Genomic DNA, 23,008 nt, shown 5'->3' on the forward strand with positions numbered 1-23,008 from the left:
CTGTCGCGCCGGGCCTGTGGTCATGCAAGCAAGAGGTGGATGTCTATGTTGGGTTATACGCTCAGACGCCTGGGCCTGGCGGTGCTCGTCGCACTGACGGTGTCCGTGCTGGCGTTTCTGCTGTTGCATCTGTCGGGCGATCCGGCGCTGGCGCTGGCCGGTGAAGGCGCGCGGCAGGCCGATATCGATGCGGTGCGCAAGGCCTACGGGCTCGATCGCCCGCTGGTGGTGCAGTACGCCGACTGGCTCTGGCACGTGGTGCGGGGCGACTTCGGCATGTCGGTGTACTTCAAGACGCCGGCGGGTCCGCTGATCTGGGGCAAGCTCCAGACCACGCTGATGCTGGGCATGGGCGCGCTCGCCGTGGCCCTGCTGATCTCGATCCCGCTGGGCGTGCTGGCGGCGCTCTACAAGGGCAGCTTCATCGACCGGCTCTGTCTGGCCATCGCGGTGCTCGGCCAGGCGCTGCCGAACTTCTTCTTCGCCCTGATCCTGATCATGCTGTTCTCGCTGACCCTGCGCATGCTGCCGGTGTCGGGCAGCGGCACCTGGCAGCACTTCGTCATGCCGTCGATCGCGCTGGGCTACTACGTCGCGCCGGCCTTCATGCGGCTGATCCGCGCCGGCATGATCGAAGTGCTGGGCGCCGACTACATCCGCACCGCGCGCGCCAAGGGCCTGCCGGCCGGCACCGTGATCTTCAAGCATGCCTTGCGCAACGCCATCGTGCCCGTGGTGGCGCTGGCCGCCGTGCAGCTGGGCTATCTGCTGGGCGGGTCAGTCGTGGTCGAGACCATCTTCGCGCTCGATGGCCTGGGCTACCTCGCCTACCAGAGCATCACCTACAAGGATTTCCCGGTGATGCAGCTGATCGTGTTGTTGCTGTCGGTGCTGTATGTCCTGCTCACGCTGGCCGCCGACGTGGCCAATGCCTGGCTCGACCCGCGCATCCGCGCCGCCTGAGGAACGCATCATGGATATCCGCACCCTCGCCTCGGCGCCGCCCACCCAGGGGCCGGCGGCGCCCCAGTTCAGCCCGGCCGCCGCGCCGCCCCGACGCAAGCGCCGCGGCGCGCTCAAGCGCAACATGGCCCTGGTGGTGGGCGGCGGCCTGCTCGCCCTCATCGTCTTCGTGGCCCTGTTCGCGCCCTGGCTGGCCCCGCACGACCCCTACTTCCAGGATCTGGCCTACCGCACCGCCCCGCCGGTCTGGTACGAAAAGGGCACCTGGCTCCATCCGCTGGGCACCGACCAGCTCGGCCGCGACTACCTGTCGCGCCTGATGTATGGCGCCCGCATCTCGCTCCTGATCGGCGTGAGTGTCGCGCTGCTGTCCGGCCTGATCGGCACCACCATGGGCATGGCCGCCGGCTACTTCGGCGGCAAGGTCGACCTCGTCGTGTCGTTCCTGATCACCACGCGCCTGTCGCTGCCGGTCATCCTGGTGGCGCTCGCCACGGTCGCACTGGTGGGCGGCTCGCTGTGGGTCGTGATCCTGGTGCTGGGCCTGCTCAAGTGGGACCGCTACGCCGTCGTGATGCGCAGCGCCACGCAGCAGGTGCGCTCGCTCGAGTACGTGGCGGCGGCGCAGGCCGCCGGTGCCTCGACCTGGCGCATCATCCGCGGCGAAGTCCTGCCCAATGTGGTGCCCCACCTGATCGTGATCGCCACGCTGGAAGCCGCCAGCGCCATCCTGCTCGAGGCCTCGCTGTCGTTCCTGGGCCTGGGCGTGCAGCCGCCGCTCCCCTCATGGGGGCTCATGATCTCCGAGGCCAAGGCGTACATGTTCTTCTCGTTCTGGCTCATCGCCATTCCCGGCACCGCGCTGGCGGCGCTCATCTTCGCGATCAACCTCGCCGGCGACGGCTTGCATCAACTGCTGACGCCGCAGGAAAGGAGCTGAGATGACACACGAACACGCATTGGAAATCGAAGGTCTGTCGGTCGATATCGACACCGCGGGCGGCACGCTACACGCGGTGCGCGACGTCTCGTTCCAGGTCAAGCGCGGCGAGACGCTGTGCCTGGTGGGCGAATCCGGCTGCGGCAAGTCGATGACCTCGCTGGCCATCATGGGCCTGCTGCCCCGCTCCGCGCAACGGCGCGCGCGCCGGCTGGCGGTCATGGGCGAAGACCTGGCGCATGCGAGCCGGCGCCGCGCCAACGCCCTGCGCGGCGACAAGATGGCGATGATTTTCCAGGAGCCCATGACGGCGCTCAATCCCGCCTACACGATCGGCACCCAGCTTACCGAGCACTACATCCATCATCGCAAGGCCAGCGGCGCGCAGGCCCGCGAACGCGCGGCGGAGCTGCTGCACAAGGTCGGCATCGCGTCGGCCGGCGAGCGGCTGGGCCAGTATCCGCACCAGTTGTCGGGCGGGCTGCGTCAGCGCGTGATGATCGCGATGGCGCTCATGTGCGGCCCGGAGGTGCTGATCGCCGATGAGCCCAGCACCGCCCTCGACGTCACCATCCAGGCGCAGATCCTGCGCCTGCTGGCCGATCTGCAGGCCGAACTCGGCATCGCCATGGTGCTCATCACCCACGACCTCGGCGTGGTGGCCCGCATCGCGCATCAGGTGGCGGTGATGTACGCCGGACAGGTCGTGGAGGCCGCGCCGGTGCGCGAGCTGTTCGCCACGCCGCGCCACCCGTACACGCGTGGCCTGCTCGACTGTATCCCGGTGCCCGGGCGCAACACGCCGGGCAGCGACCTCGGCACCATTCCGGGTGTCGTGCCCTCGCTGGTGGGCGACATCGCGGGCTGCGCCTTCGCCGATCGTTGCCGCTACGCCGAGGCCGCGTGCCGATCCGCCGTGCCGGTGCACGCGAACGAGCGCGGCCAGCAATGGCGCTGCATCCACACCGACCTGGGAGCCGTCGCATGAGCACCGTTCACGCTCCTCTGATGCGCACCCGCCAGGTCCAGCGCAGCTTCCAGATCGGCGGCGGCATGTTCAAGCCGCGCCGCACCCTTCATGCCGTCAACGGCGTGGATCTCGAGGTCGAGCGCGGCTCGGTGCTCGGCATCGTCGGCGAGTCGGGCTGCGGCAAGTCCACGCTCGCGCGGCTGCTGCTGGGCCTGACCCCGCCTTCGGCCGGCGAGATCGAGCTGGACGGCCAGAACATCACGGCGCTCGATCGCCGCGCGATGGCCCGCCGCGTGCAGCCGATCTTCCAGGACCCCTACTCCTCGCTCAACCCGCGCCGCAGCATCGCGTCTATCGTTTCTCTGCCGCTGGAGGTGCACGGCATCGCCAATCCGCGCCAGACCAAGGCGATCGAGATGCTGGAGCGCGTGGGCCTGCCGCCGCGGCTGGCGCAGAACACGCCCAATCAGCTCTCGGGCGGCCAGCGCCAGCGCGTGGCGATCGCCCGCGCGCTCGTCATGAAGCCCGAGCTCGTGATCTGCGACGAGCCCACCTCCGCGCTCGACGTCTCGGTGCAGGCGCAGATCATGAATCTGCTGATGGAGCTGCGGCGCGACTTCAATCTGACCTATGTGTTCATCAGCCACAACCTCGCGGTGGTGGAGCACATCGCCACGCATGTGGCGGTGATGTACCTGGGCCGCGTGGTCGAGTCGGCCCCCACGGCCGAGCTTTACGCCCGGCCCCTGCACCCCTACACCCAGGCGCTGCTCGCGTCCGTGCTCACGCCCGAGCCGGGCCTGGGCATCCCCGACATGGGCCTGGGCCTGTCGTTTCCCGATCCCGTCAATCCGCCCTCGGGCTGCCCCTTCCACCCGCGCTGCCAGCACGCGATGCCTCAGTGCAGCAGCGAACGCCCGCCGTTGCGGCAGGTCGGCGCGGTCCAGGTTGCCTGCCATCTCCATCCCGCCACGTCATCCGGAGCCTCCCTGTCATGAGCCGTGACCTTGCCCTCGAACATGCCGCCGCCCGCTTCGACTCGGGCGACTTCGGCCGCCTGCTGGCGCGCCGCATCGCCATCCCCACCGAAAGCCAGAACCCCGACCGCGGCGCCGATCTGGCGCGCTACCTCGACGAGGAGATGAAGCCGGCGTTCGAAGAGATGGGTTTCCGCTGCCGCACGCTCACGCACCCCAAGGCGCGCGCCCCCTTCCTGCTGGCGGAGTGCATCGAGGATCCGGCACTGCCCACGGTGCTCGGCTATGGCCATGGCGACGTGATCCGCGGCCTCGAGCCCGAGTGGCACGCCGGCCTGTCGCCGTGGCAGATGCAGGAGCGCGACGGCCGCTGGTATGGCCGGGGCATCGCCGACAACAAAGGCCAGCACAGCATCAATATGGAAGCGATGCGGCTGGTGCGGCAGACCCGCGGCAAGCTGGGCTTCAACGCCAAGTATCTGATCGAGATGGGCGAGGAGACCGGTTCGCCGGGCCTGCGCGAACTGTGCGAGGCCGAACGCGAGGCGCTGCGGGCGGATCTCCTGATCGCCTCCGACGGCCCGCGCCTGGCGCCCACCCGGCCCACCGTGTTTCTGGGTGCGCGCGGCAGCCTCAACTTCGACCTCACCATCGAGGCCCGCGCGGGCGGGCATCACTCGGGCAACTGGGGCGGCCTGATCTCCAATCCGGGCATTCAGCTGGCGCACGCCATCGCGAGCCTGGTCTCGCCCACCGGCCAAATCCGCATCCCCGAATGGGTTCCGCGCGAACTGCCCGATTCGGTGCGGCGCGCGCTGGCGGATTGCGAGGTCGACGGCGGCAGCGACGGCCCGGAGATCGAGCCGTGGTGGGGCGAGCCGGGCCTGTCGCCCGCGGAACGCGTGTTCGGCTGGTGCTCGTTCGAGGTGCTGGCCTACAAGACCGGCAATCCCGAGACGCCCGTCAATGCGATTCCGCCGCGCGCCTGGGCGCGCTGCCAGCTGCGCTTCGTGGTCGGCGTGGATCCCGATGATCTGTTGCCGGCGCTGCGCCGCCATCTCGACCGCCAGGGCTATCCGATGGTGCAGATCAGCACCACGCGCGAAACGATGTTCAACGCCACCCGGATCGATCCCGACGACGCCTGGGTGCGCTTCACGGTGGAGTCGCTGGCCCGCACCACCGGCAAGAAACCGGCGATCCTGCCCAATCTGGGCGGCTCGCTGCCCAACGACATCTTCACCGAGGTGCTGGGCCTGCGCACCGTCTGGGTGCCCCACTCGTATCCCGGCTGCTCGCAGCACGCGCCGAACGAGCACCTGCCGCCCGAGCTGCTGCGCGAGGCGCTGCTGGGCATGACCGGACTGTATTGGGATATCGGCGCCGCGGCCGTCGAGGGTCGCGCACCCGCCTGACGGAAGTCGGGCATCCGAGCGCCGGGCAGTCGGGCGCCGGGCTTTCTAGCGCCGGGCAGCCGGGCAGCGGCCCACCCGAAACGGGGGGCCGCGTCTGCCTCAGTTTGCCGGCGTCACGCGCAGCAAGGCGCCTTCGGGCGCATCGGTCAGCACGTAGATCGCGCCATCGGGCCCCTGGCGCACATCGCGCACGCGGGCCTGGTGCTTGCCCAGCAGACGCTCCTCGCGCACGATCTTGTCGCCGTCGAGCTGCAGACGGATCAGGTCCTCTTCGGCCAGCGCGCCGATGAACAGCGAGCGCTGCCACGCCGGATAGCGGTCGTCGGTATAGAACGCCATGCCGCTCACGCCCGGCGACTTCTTCCACCAGTAGTAGGGATCGACCGCGCCCTCCATCGAGTCCCCCTTGGCTTCGGGAATGCGCAGGCCCGAATAGTTGATGCCATGGGTGGCGATCGGCCAGCCATAGTTGGCGCCTCGCTCGATCAGATTGATCTCGTCGCCGCCGCGCGGGCCATGCTCGTGTTCCCACAGCACGCCGGTCCAGGGATTGAGCGCCATGCCCTGCGAATTGCGGTGACCGTACGACCAGATCTCGGGACGCGCGCCCGCGCGGCCCACGAACGGATTGTCTTGCGGCACGCGCCCTTCCGCGGTCAGGCGCACCACCTTGCCCTGCAGCTTGTCGAGATCCTGCGCCGTGGGGCGCTGGTTGTTCTCGCCCAGCGTGACGAAGAGATAGCCCTTCTCGTCGAACACGATGCGCGAACCGAAGTGGTTGCCGGTCGAGAGCTTGGGCTCCTGGCGGAAGATCACCTTGAAGTCGGTCAGCGAACGGTTGTCGGTGGCGAGCCGGCCATAGCCGACCGCCGTGCCGGCCTTGCCGCCGCCCGCTTCGGCGAACGACAGATACACGCGCCGGTCCTGCGCGAAGCCCGGCGAGAGCACCACGTCGAGCAGCCCGCCCTGACCATCGGCTTCGACGGTGGGCACGCCCGCCAGCGGCGCCGACAGCCGGCCGCTCTTGTCGAGCAGGCGCAGACGGCCCGGACGCTCGGTGATCAGCATGCTGCCGTCGGGCAGGAAGGCCAGGCCCCAGGGATGTTCGAGGCCGCGCGCGATTTCGCTGACCTGGGCCTGCACCTTCTGAGGCGCGAGGCTCTCCATGGCCTGGGCCGGCGCGAAGGCCGCGCAGGCCAGGGCCAGCGCGCTCGCCCATGCGGCGAGCTTCAGGCGCGGCCGCGTGGCCGTGGACAGGATGAAGGCGGAACGCGCGCTCGAGCGAGCGGCAGTGTGAGTAGCAACGGCAGGCGCACCGTAAAACGTCATTGAAGACCTCCCCGCGAAAGGTGGTTGGCGTACGGAAGAAAAGCCCCGGCGGAAGCATGCTGCGATGCGCAGATGACACGATGCGAGAGGCCGGGCCGATGCGAAAAATCGCGGGACCACGATCGGCACGAGGCCGCCGTCCGATTGGCGTACCATAACGCGATGCCCGGACGGCAAGTCCGCCCGGCCTCTTGGAGACCACGTTCAATGAAACTGTACTACATGCCTGGCGCCTGCTCGCTCGCAGGTCACATCGTGCTCGAGTGGGCCGGCAAGCCCTATGACACGCAGCGCGTCTCGCGCGAAGAGCTCAAAGAGCCGCCTTATCTCGCGCTCAATCCGCTGGGCGCCGTGCCCACGCTCACCGACGGCGATCTCACGCTCACGCAGAACGTCGCGATCCTCGAATACATCGCCGAACAGGCCGCGCCGTACCTGCTGGGCGATGGCTCCGCGCGCGGCCGCGCCGACGTGCGCCGCTGGCTGGGCTTCCTGAACTCCGACGTGCACAAGACCTTCTCGCTGGTCTTCGGCCCGCAGCGCTTCGTGAGCGAAGAAGCCGCGCAGCAGGAGCTGCGCGCCTCGGCCCTCACGCAGCTGCGCAAGCTGTTCGGCATCGTCGACACGCAGCTGGGTGGCCGGCCTTACCTGACCGGCCCCAATCCCACGATCGCCGACGCCTACCTGTACGTCGTGCTGCGCTGGGCCCACGCCAAAGAGGTCGACCTGAGCGGCATGCGCCATCTCGCCACGTTCTTCGAACGCATGCAGGCCGACGCCAAGGTGCAGGCCGCGCTCAAGGCGGAAGACCTGCAGTAAACGCCGGCCCGCGCCGCGCGAGCCCGCGTCAGACGGGCTTGCGCGGCAGCGGCGCGCCCGGACCGACGCGTTCGGTGATGAGCGAATAGTGTTCGGGACGGCGGTGCCGCGCGAAGTCGAACACGTTGCGGCGGAAGGTTTCGGCCAGATCGAGGTCCACGTTCACGGCGATCACCTCGTCGTCTTCCGTGACGGTCTGTGCCGCGATCTCGCCCGTGGGGGCCACGATCACCGAGCCGCCGATCATGTGGTGGCCGTCCTCGGAGCCGCACTTCGCCGCGGCCGCCGCCCAGACGCAGTTCTGATAGGCACTGGCCTGCAGGGTGATGAGGTGGTGGTGCATCCGCAGATGCACCGGCTCGGGCCAATGGATGTTGTGCGACGGCGTGTTGTAGCCCAGCACCACCAGCTCGGCGCTTTGCAGCGACATCATGCGCCACGTCTCCGGCCAGCGGCGGTCGTTGCACAGACACATGCCGATGCGCGCGCCGAGCGCGTCCCACACGCCGAAGGGCTCATCGCCCACATTGAAGAACTTCTTTTCCAGATGCTGGAACGGCGCATCCGGCTTGTGATCGTCGTGCCCCGGCAGGTGGATCTTGCGGTACTTGCCCACGATGGTGCCGGCCTTGTCGACCAGGATGGCGGTGTTGAACGGCACGCCCTCCGGCGTGAGCTCGGCGTAGCCCAGATAGAAGCCGACGCCCAGTTCGCGCGCCGCGTCGAACAGCGGCTGCACCTGCGGGTTGGGCATGGCGGTCTCGAAGAAGCGCTGGCGCGCTTCTTCGTCGCTCATCCAGTAGCGCGGGAAGAACGTGGTGAGCGCCAGCTCCGGAAACACCACCAGCTCGGCGCCACGACCGTGCGCCTCGCGCAGCATCTCGACCAGCCGGCCCACCACGCGCTCGCGCGTGTCGGCCAGATGCACCGGCCCCATCTGCGCCACCGCCAGCCCGATCCTGCGCTTGTTCTTCCCCGTCTCGCTCATGTTTTGTCCTCGATCGGCGGCCCGGCCGACGCCCTCGCCAGCCCCGCGCACGCCGCAAAGGCGTAAGAATGCCGCGAGTCGGGCCCGCGGCATAGCGGCGGCCCCGGCGCCACGCGGGTGCCCGTGATCAGGCGCGAACCCGCGCCAATGCTGACGCTGCGGCCGGTGCATAGCGGCGCGGCGATAGCGCCACGTTATGGCGCAGGCACAAAATTCAATGACCGGAATCCCTGCGCGCGCCGGTGCGTGCCACCAGAACGCCTGGCGGCGCGCGGCGGCCGTTATCGCCGCGCCGGGCACGCCGCGTGCTGCCGGACGGCCTTTCCCTTTCAAGGAGTCCCGCCATGACCTACGACCTTTGGTACTGGGACGGCATTCCCGGCCGCGGCGAATTCGTGCGGCTGGCGCTCGAAGCCGCCGGCATCCCCTACCGCGACCGCGCCCGCGAGGACGACGGCAAGAACCATGACGGCGATTCCGCCAGCCTGGTCGAGGACCTCCAGCGCGACCGGCCCCACCCGCCGTTCGCCCCGCCCTACCTCGTCGCCGATGGCATGACGATCGGTCAGGCGGCCAACATCCTCCTGTATCTGGGCGAGAAGCACGGCCTGGCCCCCGCGGACCTGGAGGGCCGGCTCTGGGTCAATCAGATTCAGCTCACCATCGCCGACATGGTGGCCGAGGTGCACGACGTGCATCACCCGATCGCGGCCGGCATGTACTACGAAGACCAGAAAGACGAGGCCCTGCGCCGCGCGGAGGATTTCCGCGCCAACCGCATGCCCAAATTTCTCGGTTACTTCGAGAAGCTGATCCAGCCCGATGGCTGGCTGACGGCGGGGCGCTGGACCTATGCCGACCTGTCGCTCTTCTTCCTGATCGACGGCCTGCGCTTCGCGTTTCCGCGCCGCATGCTGACCATCGCGCACAAATACCCGCGCCTCATGGCCCTGCACCAGCGTGTCAGCACCCTGCCCGAGCTGCAGGACTACTTCAAGAGCGACCGGCGCCTGCCCTTCGGCGACGGCATTTTCCGGCATTACGAAGAGCTCGACCCGCGCGAGTGACCCGCACGACGGCGCAAGCATTGCCGCCGTGCGCGCGGCTTCGGCCTTTGGCGGATCTCAGCCCTGACCCTCGAATACCTGGCCCACCGCGGCCAGGAAGCGCCGGCCCAGCAGCGGCAAGGGGGCGAGATTGGTGTGCGTGGCCCAGATGGACGCGTGCACGGCCGGCTCGATGGGCCGGATTTCCACGTGATCGGCCAGCTCCGGCGTCACGCACCAGCGATCCACCAGCGCGGGGCCCAGCCCCTGCAGCACGAAGGCGCACGCGGTCACGGGCGAATGCACCTCGACCGCCGCCGGACAGGCCGGCGCGCCGCCGAAAAAAGGCGCGAGCGCGCGTCCCAGCGGCGTGTCGGGTGGATAGCCGATCCATTGCGCCGACGAGAAATCGGCCGCATGCACCACCTCGTGTCCGGCCAGCGCATGGCCACGCGGGACAAGGCACACGACCGGCACCTCGCCCACCAGCGTCGAGCTCAGGTTCGGGTGCTCGGGCGGTGACATCGACAGCCCGACGTCGGCCCGCCCGGTGAGAAAGTAGCCGGCCAGCTCGTCGAACGTGACGCTGCGGTAATCGACCCGGCTGCGTTCGTTGCGCTGGCGCATGCGCTGCAAGGCCTGCGGCACCAGCCGCTGGCCGAAGCTCGCGCTCGACACCACGCGCAGCATGCCGGCGCCGTCCTGCCCGAGCGCCGCGGCGAGATCGTTCACACGCTGGATCCCGCCGTAGACCTGCTCCACCTCGCCATACAGCCGCCGCGCCTCCGGCGTGGGCACGAGACGGCTGCGGCCGCGCTCGAACAACGCGTAGCCCAGGCGCGACTCCGTCAGCGCCAGCACGCGGCTCACCGCCGGCTGCGAGACGTGCAGCATGCGGCCGGCGCCGCTGATGGAGCCCGCCATCATGATGGCGCGAAACACCTCGATCTGCCGCAGGTTCAGCGGCCGGCTCCCCGCGGGGCCGGGGCTGGCGTCGTCGGCAAATTCGTCATCCGGCATGGCGGCGCATCCTGTGTTCGAAGAGCCTCGCCGCACCTTCGAATGGCGGTGGCGAAGCCCAAAAAGTCGGTCTCGGGCAATAACGGCGAATTATAGGTTTGGGACATTTTTCGATGAGGGACCGGCGTGACCCCGGTGATAACCTGCCCGACGCAGTATCACATCACAACAGGGGAAATCACCATGAATCGCATCGTCAACCGCGGCCTGGGCATTGCCGCCCTCGCCGCCTCCCTCTTCGCGGGCAGCGCCACGGCCGCCTTCCCGGAAAAGCCCATCACCTTCGTCGTGCCCTCGGCCGCCGGCGGCTCGCCGGACGTGCTGTCGCGCCTCTTCACCACGCAGATGTCCAAGGACACCGGCGCGACCGTCGTGGTCGAGAACCGCCCGGGCGCGGCCGGCAACATCGGCATCTCGCTCATCAAGCGCGCGGCGGCCGACGGCTACACCATCGGCTACGGCAACATCAACACGCTGGCCGTGAACCGCTCGCTCTTCAAGAAGCTGCCCTACGACGTCGACGCGGACCTGACGCCGGTGGCGCACCTGTTCGACCTCTACAACGTGCTGATCGTGCCGGCCGAGTCGCCCGTGAAGTCGGTGCAGGACCTGATCGAGCGCGCCAAGGCCGCGCCGGGCAAGCTCTCGTACGGCGCGTCCGGCGTGGGCACCACCGGCCACATGGGCGGCGAACTCTTCAAGAGCATGGCCAAGGTCGATGTCATGTTCATCCCCTACAACGGCGGCCCGGCCGCGCTGCAGGATCTGCTGGGTGGCCGTCTGGACTTCATCTTCGTGAACACCTCCGAAGCCGTGCCGCTCATCAAGAGCAACAAGGTGCGCGCGCTGGGCGTGAGCAGCCTCAAGCGCCTGACGCTGCTGCCCGAGGTGCCCACGCTCGACGAGAGCGGCCTGAAGGGCTATGAAACCATCGCCTGGGGCGGCGTGGTCGCGCCCAAGGGCACGCCGCCCGCGGTGGTTCAGCAGCTGAACGCGGCGCTGGTCAAGGCGCTGGCCGCCCCCGAGGTCAAGACCGGTCTGGCCGGGCTGGGCGCCGAGCCCGCCGGCGGCTCGCCCGCCGACTTCCAGAAGCTGATCGACGCCGAAACGGCCAAGTGGAAGAAGATCATCGACACGGCCGGCATCGAAAAGCTCGACTGAGCCCGACCGCGCGCGCGGCCCCGGCCGCGCGCCGCACTTGGCGCGCCGCCCGACCCGCGCCTCCCTTCTCCACGCTTTCGCCGCACCCTGCCCATGCAAGCCGATTTCATCATTACCAATGCGCTCATCGTCGACGGCACCGGCGCCCCCGCCGTGCCGGGTCACCTCGCGATCCGAGGCCAGACCATCGCCGCGGTCGGCCAGTTCGCGCTGCCCGACGGCGTGCCCTGCATCGACGCGCGCGGCAAGGTGCTGGCGCCGGGTTTCATCGATTCGCACACGCACGACGACGGCTATCTGCTCGCCCATCCCGACATGCGGCCGAAGGTATCGCAAGGCATCACCACGGTGGTCACCGGCAACTGCGGCATCAGCCTCGCGCCGCTGTCGGCGCGCGATGCGCTGCCGCAGCCGCTCGACCTGCTGGGCCCGCCGGCGCTGTTCGGCTTCGACACCTTCGCCGACTGGCTCGCGCGCCTGGCCCGGCAACCGGCCGCGACCAACGTGATCCCGCTGGTCGGCCACACCACCCTGCGCGTCGCGGTGATGGACGATACGAGCCGCGCCGCCACGCCCGCCGAACGCAGCGCCATGGCCGCCCTGCTCGACGAGGCCATGGACGCGGGCGCGTTCGGCATTTCCACGGGCACGTTCTATCCGCCGGCCAGCGCAGCCCCGACCGACGAGCTGCTCGATGTGTGCGCCCCGCTCGCCGGCCGTGCCGCCATCTACGCCACCCACCTGCGCGACGAGGCCGACGCCATCGTGCCCGCCATGGAAGAAGCCTTGCTGATCGGCCGCGCCACCGGCGCCCGCGTGGTGTTCTCGCACCACAAGCTGGCGGGCGAGCGCAACCACGGCCGCAGCCGCGAAACGCTGGACCTGATCTCGCGCGCCGCCGAATCGCAGCCCGTCTGCCTGGATTGCCATCCCTACCCCGCCACCTCGACCATGCTGCGGCTCGATCGCGTGCGCCTGGCCAGCCGCACGATGATCACCTGGTCGCAGGGCTACCCCGAGGCCACCGGGCGCGATTACAGCGATGTGCAGGCCGAACTCGGTCTGGACGACGACGCCATGCTGGCGCGCCTCGCGCCCGCCGGCGCCATTTACTTTTTGATGGATCCGCAGGACGTCACGCGGATCTTCGAGCACCCGCTCACGATGGTCGGCTCCGACGGCCTGCCCTTCGACCCGCATCCGCACCCGCGCCAGTGGGGCACGTTCACGCACGTGCTGCGCCGCCTGGTGCGCGAAGAACGGGTCCTGAGCCTGCCGGCCGCCATCCACCGCATGACCGGCCTGGCCGCCGAGCAGTACGGGCTCGAAAAACGGGGGCTCCTGCGAAAGGAGTATCATGCCGACGTCGTTTTGCTCGATCCCGAGACCGTCACCGACCTGGCCACCTTTGCCGCCCCCGTGCAGCAGAGCCAGGGCATCGACGCGGTCTGGGTCAATGGCGAACTGGTCTGGAACGGCCAGCAGCCCAGTGGCGCACTGCCGGGCCAGGTACTCAAGCCTGCCCGCGGCGCCGGTACGGAAGTCGTAGGATGAATCACCCGAAGCAATCTTGTTTTCTGGGCGTGCTCGGTGGCATGGGCCCCATGGCCGGCGCCGCCTTCGCCCTCAGGCTGGCCGCCCTCACGCCCGCCAGCGTCGACCAGCAGCACATCCCCACCCTGCTCCTGAACGATCCCCGCATTCCCGACCGCAGCACCGCGCGGCTCGCAGGCGGCGAGGATCCGTTGCCGCACATGCTGGAGCGCGTGCGCTTTCTGAACGATGCGGGCTCGCAGCTCATCGCGATCCCCTGCAACACGGCCCACCTCTGGTACGAGCAGATCGCCGAAGCCGCGCAGTGCCCGGTGCTGCACATCATCGAGGCCGTGGCCGAAGACCTGCGCCGTCAGGGCATTCCCAAGGGTCGCATCGGCCTGATGGGCACGCCCGCGACGCTGGCGCTGGGCCTGTACCAGCAAACGCTGGAGCGCCACGGCTACGAATGCATCGTGCCGACCCATGACGAAGTGCAGTCGCTGTGCGCCGCCTCGATCGCCGCGGTCAAGGGCAACCGGCTCGAGGACGCCTACGCGCCCGCCGCCGAATGCATCACGCGCCTGAAGGCGCGCGGGGCCGACGCGGTCGTGCTCGGATGTACCGAACTGCCGCTGGCCGTGCCGCATGCCCTGCGCCCGAGTCTCGGCGTGCCGCTCACCGACTCGATCGACGCGCTGGCGCTGGCCGCCATCGCCTACTACGAGCGCGTGCGCTCGGCGCAGCGCCAGGCCGCCTGATCCCGGCATGCATGAAAACGGGGCGATGATCGCAACACGCGATCATCGCCCCGTTTGCTTTCGGCGACCGGCGCGCGGGCGCGCCCGTCGTTGCAACGCGTCTCAGGTCTGGAACACGCCCACCGACTCGTCCAGCTGACCGGCCAGATCCGCCAGGCTGCTGGCGATGCGCGCCGCCTCGTCCGCGAGCGCCGCGTTGCGCTGGGTCATGTCGCCGATGTGCGCCACCGCCGAGTTGATCTGCGCGATACCCGCCGATTGCTCGCGGCCGGCGGTGGAGATGTCGTTGACCAGCACCGCGACCTCGCGCACCTGGCCCGCGATGCCGGCGATCGCCAGACGCGTCTCGCCCGCGTGCCGATGACCGGCGCCCACCTGCTCGAGCGCCGTGTGGATGAGGCCTTCGATCACCTTGGCCGCGTCGCCGCTGCGCTGCGCGAGCTGGCGCACTTCCGAGGCCACCACCGCGAAGCCGCGCCCCTCCTCGCCCGCGCGGGCGGCCTCGACCGCGGCGTTGAGCGCCAGAATGTTGGTCTGGAATGCGATGCTGTGGATCACCGCGATGATCTCCGACATCTTGTCGGCCGCGATGCGCACACCGTCCATCGCCTCGACCAGCGTGTCGACCACCACGGCGCCCTCGTCGGCCGCGCGCGCGGCATGCCGCACCTGCTCGTCCACCTGGTCAGAGTTGCTGGCGTTCTGCGCCACCGTCGCCGTCAGTTGCTCGAGGCTGGCCACCGTCTCCTCGACGTTGGCGGCCTGGCTCTCGCTCTGGCTCGACATGTCGGCGCTGGCGTTGGCGATCTCCTGCGTCTGCACGCCCATCGTGGTGCTCGCCGCGCGGACGCGCTGCACGATGGCGATCAGACCGTCGCCGATCCCGTTGACCGCCGCCGTGAGCCGGCCGATCTCGTCGGGCCGGCCGATGTCGGCGCGGGCGCGCAGGTCGCCCTGCGCCAGCTTCTCGGCCACGGCCATCGCGGCGTTCAGGCGCCGGCCCACCGTGCGCCGGATCATGAAGAACAGCAGCAGCGTCAGGCCGGCGATCGCCACCAGCGCCGCCCCCACATACAGCAACCGGGCGCGCCGCACGTCGGCCGTCAGCTCGGCCACGCTCGCCTGCCCCACCACCAGCCACTGCCACTCGGGCATGTAGGCGTGCGCGACGATGCGCGGCTCGCCCCGCAGGCCGGTCGTGAACGTGCCATCGCGCGCGCTCAGCATGCCCGGCACCCGCGCCTTGCCCGCGTCGTCCACCAGCGCATCGGGGCCCGTCAGCGCGCTCTTCTGCAGCAAGTTCTCGGGCACCAGATACTGGCCGTGCGCCGGACCGGCCGCGCCCGACACCACGCGGTAGTCGCCCGTCTGCGCGACCTTGCGCCGGGCCACGTCCTGCTTGAGCGCGGTCGTGGTGGCGCCGATGTCCACGCCCACGAACAGCACGCCGATCACGGCACCCGCGGCATCCTTCATCGGCCGGTACGTGGTCATGTAGAAGGTGCCGAACAGCGTGGCCGGACCCGAGTAGGTCTCGCCCTTGCTCACCTTGGCATAGGCAGCGCTGTCACGGGCGAGCAGCGTGCCCATGGCGCGATTGCCCGCGGCGTCCTTCACCGAGGTCGTGATGCGCACGAAATCGTCGCCGTCCTTGGCGAAGATCGTGGCCACGCCCTGGGTGCGTTCGGTAAAGCGATCGGGCAGCGCGATGTTCTGGTTCAGCACCACCTCCCCCGCGCGCAGCGTCGGGGTCTGGCGCTCGCCGACCGCCACGCGCTCGGCGGGCGACAGCGTGTAGGGTTGCGCCAGGTCGGCCTCGAACACGTTCGTGAATCGATCGGCTTCGGCCTGCACGGTGGCGCTGTACATGCGCACCATGGCGGCGATGCCCTGGGCTTCCACGCGCATGCGTTCGGTCGCCTCGCGCTCCACGCTGGCCACCATGCCGAGGTAGAGCGCCCAGGTAAAGCCCACAAAAACGATGGTCACCAGGCAGAGCACCATCAGGGAAAGACGGGTCGCCACGCTCCAGGCGCGGCCAGTCGATGCAACGGTCATGCAGTCCTCTTGCAAAAGTGCGGGGCAGCCCGAGACATTCATGCTGCGGCGCACTTAACGACTACGACGTCTACTAAGAAAACTTAAATATTTCGCCGAAGGTACGTTTAGATACATGAAATTGCATGCACTTGGCGGCAGAATCGGTGAGATACGTGTCTCAAAACCGGCCGGGCGGCGTGAATCGGCCCGGATCCGCGCAGGCCGCGCCTGCCCGTGACGGTTGCACACATGACAGCGCTGTCTACACGGCGGTGGCCCGCCGGGCGCGACGCCGTGGCGCCCGGCCGCCCCAAAGAAAATCGGCCCCGGAGTCTCCTCCGGGGCCGATTCATTCCAGGCAGACCGCGATCCTGTCAGCCGCCCAGATACGCCTTGCGCACCTGGTCGTTGACCAAAAGATTGGCGCCGGTGTCCTCGAGCACGACACGGCCGTTTTCGAGCACGTAGCCGCGATCGGCCACCTGCAGCGCCTTGTTGGCATTCTGCTCGACCAGGAAGACCGTGACGCCCTCTTCCCGGATCGTGCGGATGATGTCGAAAATCTGCGCGATGATGAGCGGCGCCAGACCCAGCGTGGGCTCATCGAGCAGCAGCAGCCGCGGCCGGGACATCAGCGCGCGGCCGATGGCCAGCATCTGCTGCTCGCCGCCGGACATCGTGCCGGCGCGCTGCGACGCGCGTTCTTTGAGACGCGGAAACAGCTTGTACACGTGCTCGATGCCGTCCTGAATCTGATCGCGGGTCGAGAAGAACCCGCCCATCATCAGGTTTTCGGCGACGGTGAGGTCCTTGAACACGCGCCGCCCTTCCGGCGAGATCGCGATGCCGGCGCGCATGATCTCGTGCGTGTCGGCCTGGGTGATGTCGCGGCCCTCGAACGAGATCTTGCCCGAGCGGGCGCGCGGGTTGCCGCAAACCGTCATGAGCAGGGTGGTCTTGCCGGCGCCGTTGGCGCCGATCAGCGTGACGATCTCGCCCTGATTGACCTCGACGGACACGCCGTCGAGAGCCTGGATGGCGCCGTAGTAGGTGTGAATGTTTTCGAGCTTCAGCATTTATTCTTCCCCCAGGTACGCCTTGATGACGCGCGGGTCGTTGCGCACGGCATCGGGGGTGCCGGTGGTGATGGGCTTGCCGTGCTCCATGACCAGGATGCGGTCGGAGATGCCCATGATGAGGCTCATATCGTGTTCGATGAGCAGCACCGCCACGCCGAACTCGCGGCGCAGTTGGTCGATCAGCGCCTGCAGATCGCGCTTTTCCTGGGGATTCAGGCCGGCCGCCGGCTCGTCGAGCATGAGCAGGCGCGGCTTGGTGATCATGCAGCGCGCGATTTCGAGGCGGCGCTGATGGCCGTAGGCCAGGTTGCCCGCTTCGCGGTTGGCGAACTCGCGCAGCCCCATGAAATCCAGCCATTCGGCCGCGCGGTCGAGCGCGTCGGCCTCCGCCTGGCGGTAGCCGCGCAGCTTGAGCAGCCCCGGCAGCAGGCGCGATTCCACCTGCGTATGCTGGGCCACGAGCAGGTTCTCGAGCACCGTGAGCTGCTTGAACAGACGCACGTTCTGGAACGTGCGCACCAGGCCGTGGCGCGCCACCTTGTGGCTGGGCAGACCGACGATGGACTTGCCGTCCATCGTGATCTCGCCCGCCGTCGGCTTGTAGAAACCGCCCACGCAGTTGAACACGGTGGTCTTGCCGGCGCCGTTGGGGCCGATGATGGCGAAGACCTCGTCGCGCTGGACCTCGAAGGCCACGCTGTCGACGGCCAGCAGGCCGCCGAACCGCATGGTCAGGCCGGATACTTTCAACAAGGCTTGGCTCATTTGCGCAGCTCCACGTGCGGACGCTTCATGGGGAGCAGGCCTTGCGGACGCCACATCATCATCAACACCATCAACAGACCGAACATCAACATGCGGTACTCGGCGAACTCGCGCGCCAGCTCGGGCAGCACGGTGAGCAGGATCGCGGCGAGGATCACGCCGACCTGAGAGCCCATCCCGCCCAGCACCACGATCGCGAGGATCAGCGCCGACTCGATGAAGCCGAAGGACTCGGGATTGACCATGCCCTGACGCGCCGCGAAGAACGCGCCGCCGAAGCCGGCGAACATCGCGCCCAGCGTGAACGCCGAGAGCTTGATCCGGGTGGGATTGAGGCCCAGCGAACGGCAGGCGATCTCGTCTTCGCGCAGCGCCTCCCAGGCGCGTCCCACCGGCATGCGTATCAGGCGGGTCGACACGAACAACGTGATGAGCGCGAGCAACAGCGCCATCAGGTACAGGTAGATCACCATGTGGTTGTTCTGGAAGGTCAGGCCGAAGAACTGATGGAAGGTCTCCGCCCCTTCGGTGCTCGCGCGCCGCGTGAGCTCCAGACCGAAGATGGTGGGCTTCGGAATGCCGGAGATGCCGTCGGGACCGCCCGTGACCGTGTTCAGGTTGATGAGCAGCAGGCGGATGATTTCACCGAAGCCCAGCGTCACGATGGCGAGGTAGTCGCCGCGCAGGCGCAGCACCGGAAAGCCCAGCAGGAAGCCGAACAGCGCGGCCATCGCGCCGGCGAACGGCAGCGCTTCCCAGAAGCTCCAGCCGCCCCAGTGATACAGCAGCGCGTAGGTATAGGCGCCCACCGCGTAGAAGCCCACGAAGCCCAGGTCGAGCAGGCCCGCGAAACCGACCACGATGTTCAGGCCCAGGCCCAGCATGACGTAGATCAGCACGAGCGTGGCGATGTCGACGTTGCTGCGGCCCGCGAAGAACGGCCAGATCATGGCCGCGGCCACGATCAGCAGGAAGAACCACTTGCGCCCCTTGGTGGGCGCGGCCGGCAGGACCGGCAGGCTGGTCTTGAGCGCGCGGAACGGCTTGGCCAGCCACGGACGCAGCAGCTGGAACACGAACACACCGATCACGGCGATCGCGACCAGATCCCAGCGCGGCTCCATCAGGGTGCGCGCCCCCTGCCGGACCAGCTGCAGCCCGAAGATGGGCGTGACGATGAAGGCGGTCAGGACGGCCGCGATCGTCGCATTCTTGAGAGCGTTGTTGGCCATCAGACTTTCTCTACCTCAGGTTTACCGAGCAGCCCGGTGGGACGGAACAGCAGGATCAGCACCAGCAGGCCGAACGCCACGATGTCCTTGTACTGCGACGAGATATAGGCCGCCGCGAAGGTCTCGGCCAGGCCCAGCAGCACGCCGCCCAGCATCGCGCCGGGGATGCTGCCGATGCCGCCCAGCACCGCCGCGGTGAACGCCTTGATGCCGGCGATGAACCCGATGAACGGATTGAGCTTGCCCACCGTGATGGCGATCAGGACCCCGCCCACGGCCGCGAGCGCCGCACCGAGGATGAAGGTGAACGAGATCACCTTGTTGGTGTCGATGCCCAGCAGGTTGGCCATGTGCATGTCCTGCGAGCAGGCGCGCGACGCACGGCCCATGCGCGAATACTTGATGAAGAGCGTGAGCGCGATCATCAGCAGCACGGTGACCACGATGATCATCACGCGCGAGTACGGGATGGTGACGTCGAAGTCGGTGCCCATGTGAAACTGCATGGCGCCGGAGACGAGCGACGGCACGGCCATGTCACGGGCGCCCTGGCCCAGGGCCACCCAGTTCTGCAGGAAGATCGACATCCCGATGGCCGAGATCAGCGCCACCAGGCGCGGGCTGGTGCGCACCGGCCGGTACGCCACCCGCTCGATCGAGAAACCGTAGATGCTCGTGACCACGATCGCGACGACCAGCATCGCGGCAATCACGAAGGGCAGCGGCAGGCCGCTGTTGGTGCCGATCGCCGTCAAAGTGACCAGGCCCACGTAGGCCCCGATCATATAAATCTCGCCGTGCGCGAAATTGATCATGCCGATGATGCCGTAGACCATTGTGTAGCCAATGGCGATCAACGCATAAATGGCACCCAGGGACAGTCCGTTGAAGAACTGCTGGGTGAGTTGTGGGAGTAGATCGGACATATTGAGTCATGCTCCAAACGGAACCGGCTCCGGTAGGACGACCCGGAGCCGGAAACCTGGGCGTATACGACACGCCGGCACGAGGCCGGCGGCGCGTGATTACAGCTGGGTTTTCTTGCCGGCCTTATCCCACTTGAAGACGGCAAATTCAAAGTCCTTCAGATCGCCCTTGGCATCGTACTCGACCTTGCCGATGGCGGTATTGAAGGTGTTCTTGTGCAGGTGGTCGGCCACCTTGGCGGGATCCTCGCCGACCGCGTTGATGCTTTCGGCGATGAGCTGCACCGCGGCGTATGCCGGCATCTGGAACGCGCCGTCGGGATCGCGCTTGGCGTCCTTGAATGCCTTCACCACGCCTTCGTTACCGGGCAGCTTGGTGAAATCGGAGGGCAGCGTCACCAGCAGGCCTTCGATGGCCGGACCGGCAATGGCCACCAGATCCTGGTTAGCCGTGCCTTCCGGACCCATGAACTGCACATTCAGGCCCTGTTCGCGCGATTGGCGCAGCAGCAGACCCAGCTCGGGGTGATAGCCGCCGAAGTATACGAAATCCACGCCAGCCGACTTCAGCTTGGTGATGACGGCCGAGTAATCGCTGTCGCCGACGTTGATGCCTTCGAACAGGACGATGTTGACCTTCTCGCTGTCGAGGGTGTTCTTGACCTGGGTGGCCACGCCCGAACCGTAGGTCTGCTTGTCGTGCAGGACGGCGACCTTTTTGGGCTTGATCGTGTTGGCGATGTAGCGCGCGGCGAACGGACCCTGCTGGTCGTCGCGGCCGATCGTGCGGAAGAAGAAGTGCGGCTTGATCGTGTCGGTGACCAGCGGCGAGGTGGCGCCCGGGGTGATGCCGACGATGCCTTCCTGTTCGTAGACGTTGACGGCGGCCACGGTCACGCCGGAGCAGGCGTGCGCGACGGCGAACTTGGCGCCCGAGTTGACCACGCGGTTGGCGGCGGGAACGGCCTGTTTGGGTTCGCAGCCGTCGTCGATCAGGATGGCCTCGAGCTTCTTGCCCTTGACGCCGCCTTTGGCGTTGATGGTTTCGATGGCAGTGAGGGCGCCGGCCTGGATCTGATCACCGTATTGGGTGTTCGGGCCGGTCATGGGCTGGGGAATACCGATCTTGATGGTATCGGCGGCGTGGGCGGCACCTGCCAGTGCCAACGCACCGATCGCCAGGGCAAGCGGAGTAAAGCGTTGCGACAACTTCATGCGGAATTCTCCCGGCTTAGAGGGTTGGTTTACAGCGGCTTTGCATTGACCGGAAGAACGGGCCGATAAAACCCGTGCCAGAGGCGCCTGCATTACCGGCTTCTTGGGCGAAAAACCAATGTCGGCGGTATTCTGAAAGCAAGCCTAAAGCCTGTCACTGCGTGTATTCCCCAATATTTTGTTTTGCCACAAAAAACGTGACGGATACGCAGAATTAACCGACGTAATCGTCACGTAAGCCTGGTGTTTTAGGAAAAAGAAATACCGCGCCGCGGCCGCGCAGCCCGCCGAAAAAATCGGGGCGCCGGATGGCGCCCCGATGGCTTCAGCGGGCCTGCGGCACGCCGCCCGGCCGGGCCAGATTCCACATGAGGGCACGGAACGGGGCCAGCATGCTGATGTTCACCACCAGCTTGATGGCGAGGTCGCCCAGCATCCAGGTGACCCACGGGGTTCCGGTGGCGGCGAACGCCACCGAAAAGAAAATGGCGGTATCGAAGATCGCGCCCAACATGCCCGACAACAGCGGCGCGCGCCACCAGCGCTGGTCGCGCAGGCGATCGAACACCTGGATGTCGATCAGTTGCGCGCACAGGTAGGCCAGGCCGGATGCGAGCGCGATCCGCGGCGAGGCCACCCACATCGACACCAGCAAGGCGGCGGCAAAGCCGAACCACACCACGCGGCGCGCGGCCACCGGGCCGAACCGGCGGTTCAGCACGTCGGTGACCAGAAACGCCACCGGATACGACAGGCCGCCCCAGGTGAGCCAGTCGTTGAGCGGCACCTGGACCAGGATGTTGGACCCGACCACCACCGCGCACATGCACAGCACCGCGATGGCAAACTGGGCCGGACGCAGCGGCTCGAAACGCCCCTGCCCGGCCGATACGCCCGATGTCACTTGCCGAACTCCCGTGCGAGCTCGCGCGAGCGGTTCGCGGCCGCCTCGAGCGCACGGCCCACCAGGCCGCGGAAATCGCCGTCCTGGAACACGCCCAGCGCCGCGGCGGTGGTGCCGCCCTTGGAGGTGACACGCTCGCGCAACACGCCCGGGGGATCCGACGACTCGGCCGCCAGGCGGGTCGCGCCGGCGAAGGTGCCCAGTGCCAGCTGACGGGCCTGCTCGGCGCTCAGCCCCAGCGACTGGCCCGCCTCGATCAGCGCTTCCAGGAACAGGAATACGTAGGCCGGGCCGCTGCCCGACAGGGCCGTGACCGCGTCCAGCGCCGCGTCGTCGGCAACCCACACGACCTCGCCCACCGAGCCCAGCAGCCGCGCGGCCAGTTCGCGGTCGGCGGCATCCACGCCGTCCAGCGCGGCCAGGCCGGTCATGCCGGCGCCCACCAGCGCGGGGGTGTTCGGCATGCAGCGCACCAGCCGCTGCCAGGGCTGACCCGGCGCGCCCAGCCAGTCGGCCAGGGTGTCGGCACGCAGGCCGGCGGCCACGCTGATGACCAGCGTGTCGTCGCGCAGCCACTGGCGGGTCGAGGCGACCACGTCGCGCATGTTCTGCGGCTTGACCGCATAGATCCACACGCGCGCCCGCGCGAGGGTCTCGTCACCGGCGGTGGCGGTGGTCATGCCACGCGCCTGCCAGGCCGCATGGGCCTCGGTATTGATGTCGATGACGTGGATGTTTCCCGCCGGGCAGACCTTGCCGGCCAGGCCGCTGGCCAGCGCCGCGGCCATATTGCCGCCGCCGATGAAGGCGATAGAGAGTTGATTTTCCATGGGGCAGGATTGTAAACCCGCCACTCACGGCGCAGAATGGGCTCGCCGATTCGGGGACGGTTTTTTGTCGAACGGCCGCCCGGAGACAAAAAAGC

The 23,008-nt window shown here is 68.1% G+C and carries 21 protein-coding genes; 10 read left to right on the forward strand and 11 right to left on the reverse strand.

What is annotated here, in order from left to right:
* Positions 1–45: 45 nt before the first annotated feature.
* Genes CAL25_RS11875 through CAL25_RS11895 form a run of 5 tightly spaced genes read left to right on the forward strand, consistent with a single transcriptional unit; the run spans position 46 to position 5,265 of the window.
* Positions 46–963, forward strand: a complete 918-nt coding sequence (locus CAL25_RS11875; RefSeq protein ID WP_094800148.1) for an ABC transporter permease — start codon at positions 46–48, stop codon at positions 961–963.
* A gap of 10 nt (positions 964–973) precedes the next feature.
* Positions 974–1,903, forward strand: a complete 930-nt coding sequence (locus CAL25_RS11880) for an ABC transporter permease (RefSeq protein WP_249279032.1) — start codon at positions 974–976, stop codon at positions 1,901–1,903.
* Between the two features lies 1 nt (position 1,904).
* Positions 1,905–2,891, forward strand: coding sequence for an ABC transporter ATP-binding protein (locus tag CAL25_RS11885; RefSeq protein ID WP_094800149.1), 987 nt, complete (start codon positions 1,905–1,907; stop codon positions 2,889–2,891).
* Entirely contained in the window at positions 2,888–3,871 is a 984-nt protein-coding gene (locus CAL25_RS11890) for an ABC transporter ATP-binding protein (RefSeq protein WP_170948470.1), read from the forward strand. Before CAL25_RS11885 ends, CAL25_RS11890 begins: the two co-directional genes overlap by 4 nt.
* Positions 3,868–5,265 carry a M20 family metallopeptidase gene (locus CAL25_RS11895; RefSeq protein ID WP_094800151.1) on the forward strand — a complete coding sequence of 466 codons (1,398 nt, stop codon included), beginning with the start codon at positions 3,868–3,870 and terminating at the stop codon, positions 5,263–5,265. Before CAL25_RS11890 ends, CAL25_RS11895 begins: the two co-directional genes overlap by 4 nt.
* Before the next feature lie 99 nt (positions 5,266–5,364).
* On the opposite strand, the gene CAL25_RS11900 is transcribed toward CAL25_RS11895, so the two are convergent.
* Entirely contained in the window at positions 5,365–6,594 is a 1,230-nt protein-coding gene (locus tag CAL25_RS11900; protein WP_283162761.1) for a PQQ-dependent sugar dehydrogenase, read from the reverse strand.
* A gap of 207 nt (positions 6,595–6,801) precedes the next feature.
* Between CAL25_RS11900 and CAL25_RS11905 the strand changes: the two genes are divergently transcribed.
* Positions 6,802–7,413: a glutathione S-transferase family protein gene (locus CAL25_RS11905; RefSeq protein ID WP_094800152.1), complete on the forward strand. Its 612-nt coding sequence runs from the start codon at positions 6,802–6,804 to the stop codon at positions 7,411–7,413.
* A 28-nt stretch (positions 7,414–7,441) separates the two neighbouring features.
* Here the strand turns inward: CAL25_RS11905 and CAL25_RS11910 are convergent, their stop codons facing one another.
* Positions 7,442–8,401, reverse strand: a complete 960-nt coding sequence (locus tag CAL25_RS11910) for an N-carbamoyl-D-amino-acid hydrolase (protein WP_094800153.1) — start codon at positions 8,399–8,401, stop codon at positions 7,442–7,444.
* A gap of 344 nt (positions 8,402–8,745) precedes the next feature.
* On the opposite strand from CAL25_RS11910, the gene CAL25_RS11915 reads away from it, so the two are divergent.
* The gene (locus CAL25_RS11915) at positions 8,746–9,468 is read left to right on the forward strand and encodes a glutathione S-transferase family protein (protein ID WP_094800154.1); all 723 of its coding nucleotides are present in this window, start codon (positions 8,746–8,748) and stop codon (positions 9,466–9,468) included.
* 57 nt (positions 9,469–9,525) lie between these two features.
* On the opposite strand, the gene CAL25_RS11920 is transcribed toward CAL25_RS11915, so the two are convergent.
* Entirely contained in the window at positions 9,526–10,467 is a 942-nt protein-coding gene (locus CAL25_RS11920; RefSeq protein ID WP_094800155.1) for a LysR family transcriptional regulator, read from the reverse strand.
* Positions 10,468–10,650: 183 nt separating this feature from the next.
* Here CAL25_RS11920 and CAL25_RS11925 point away from each other — a divergent pair, with 183 nt between their 5' ends.
* The 3 genes from CAL25_RS11925 (at position 10,651) to CAL25_RS11935 (ending at position 13,922) form a co-directional block, all read left to right on the forward strand.
* On the forward strand, positions 10,651–11,628 hold the full coding sequence (locus CAL25_RS11925; RefSeq protein WP_094800156.1) for a Bug family tripartite tricarboxylate transporter substrate binding protein: 978 nt from the start codon (positions 10,651–10,653) through the stop codon (positions 11,626–11,628).
* A gap of 93 nt (positions 11,629–11,721) precedes the next feature.
* Positions 11,722–13,182, forward strand: coding sequence for an N-acyl-D-amino-acid deacylase family protein (locus CAL25_RS11930; protein ID WP_094800157.1), 1,461 nt, complete (start codon positions 11,722–11,724; stop codon positions 13,180–13,182).
* Positions 13,179–13,922, forward strand: a complete 744-nt coding sequence (locus CAL25_RS11935) for an aspartate/glutamate racemase family protein (protein ID WP_094800158.1) — start codon at positions 13,179–13,181, stop codon at positions 13,920–13,922. Before CAL25_RS11930 ends, CAL25_RS11935 begins: the two co-directional genes overlap by 4 nt.
* Positions 13,923–14,024: 102 nt before the next feature.
* Here the strand turns inward: CAL25_RS11935 and CAL25_RS11940 are convergent, their stop codons facing one another.
* The 8 genes from CAL25_RS11940 to proC form a co-directional block, all read right to left on the reverse strand.
* Positions 14,025–15,980 (reverse strand): methyl-accepting chemotaxis protein, encoded by a 1,956-nt coding sequence (locus CAL25_RS11940; RefSeq protein WP_170948471.1) that lies wholly within the window; start codon positions 15,978–15,980, stop codon positions 14,025–14,027.
* A gap of 356 nt (positions 15,981–16,336) precedes the next feature.
* Positions 16,337–17,038: an ABC transporter ATP-binding protein gene (locus CAL25_RS11945; protein WP_094800160.1), complete on the reverse strand. Its 702-nt coding sequence runs from the start codon at positions 17,036–17,038 to the stop codon at positions 16,337–16,339.
* Positions 17,039–17,806 carry a high-affinity branched-chain amino acid ABC transporter ATP-binding protein LivG gene (livG, locus tag CAL25_RS11950; RefSeq protein WP_094800161.1) on the reverse strand — a complete coding sequence of 256 codons (768 nt, stop codon included), beginning with the start codon at positions 17,804–17,806 and terminating at the stop codon, positions 17,039–17,041. It lies immediately after the preceding gene.
* Entirely contained in the window at positions 17,803–19,038 is a 1,236-nt protein-coding gene (locus tag CAL25_RS11955) for a high-affinity branched-chain amino acid ABC transporter permease LivM (protein WP_094800162.1), read from the reverse strand. Before CAL25_RS11955 ends, livG begins: the two co-directional genes overlap by 4 nt.
* Entirely contained in the window at positions 19,038–19,964 is a 927-nt protein-coding gene (gene livH / locus CAL25_RS11960) for a high-affinity branched-chain amino acid ABC transporter permease LivH (protein ID WP_094800163.1), read from the reverse strand. Before livH ends, CAL25_RS11955 begins: the two co-directional genes overlap by 1 nt.
* A gap of 99 nt (positions 19,965–20,063) precedes the next feature.
* Complete coding sequence (locus CAL25_RS11965; protein ID WP_094800164.1) at positions 20,064–21,179, reverse strand: branched-chain amino acid ABC transporter substrate-binding protein; 1,116 nt, start codon at positions 21,177–21,179, stop codon at positions 20,064–20,066.
* A 325-nt stretch (positions 21,180–21,504) separates the two neighbouring features.
* Positions 21,505–22,005: a queuosine precursor transporter gene (locus CAL25_RS11970; protein WP_249279047.1), complete on the reverse strand. Its 501-nt coding sequence runs from the start codon at positions 22,003–22,005 to the stop codon at positions 21,505–21,507.
* 74 nt (positions 22,006–22,079) lie between these two features.
* Positions 22,080–22,913, reverse strand: coding sequence for a pyrroline-5-carboxylate reductase (proC, locus tag CAL25_RS11975; protein ID WP_094800166.1), 834 nt, complete (start codon positions 22,911–22,913; stop codon positions 22,080–22,082).
* Positions 22,914–23,008 lie beyond the last annotated feature (95 nt).

The sequence above is a fragment of the Bordetella genomosp. 5 genome (genome assembly GCF_002261315.1).
Classification (GTDB): Bacteria; Pseudomonadota; Gammaproteobacteria; order Burkholderiales; family Burkholderiaceae_B; genus Bordetella.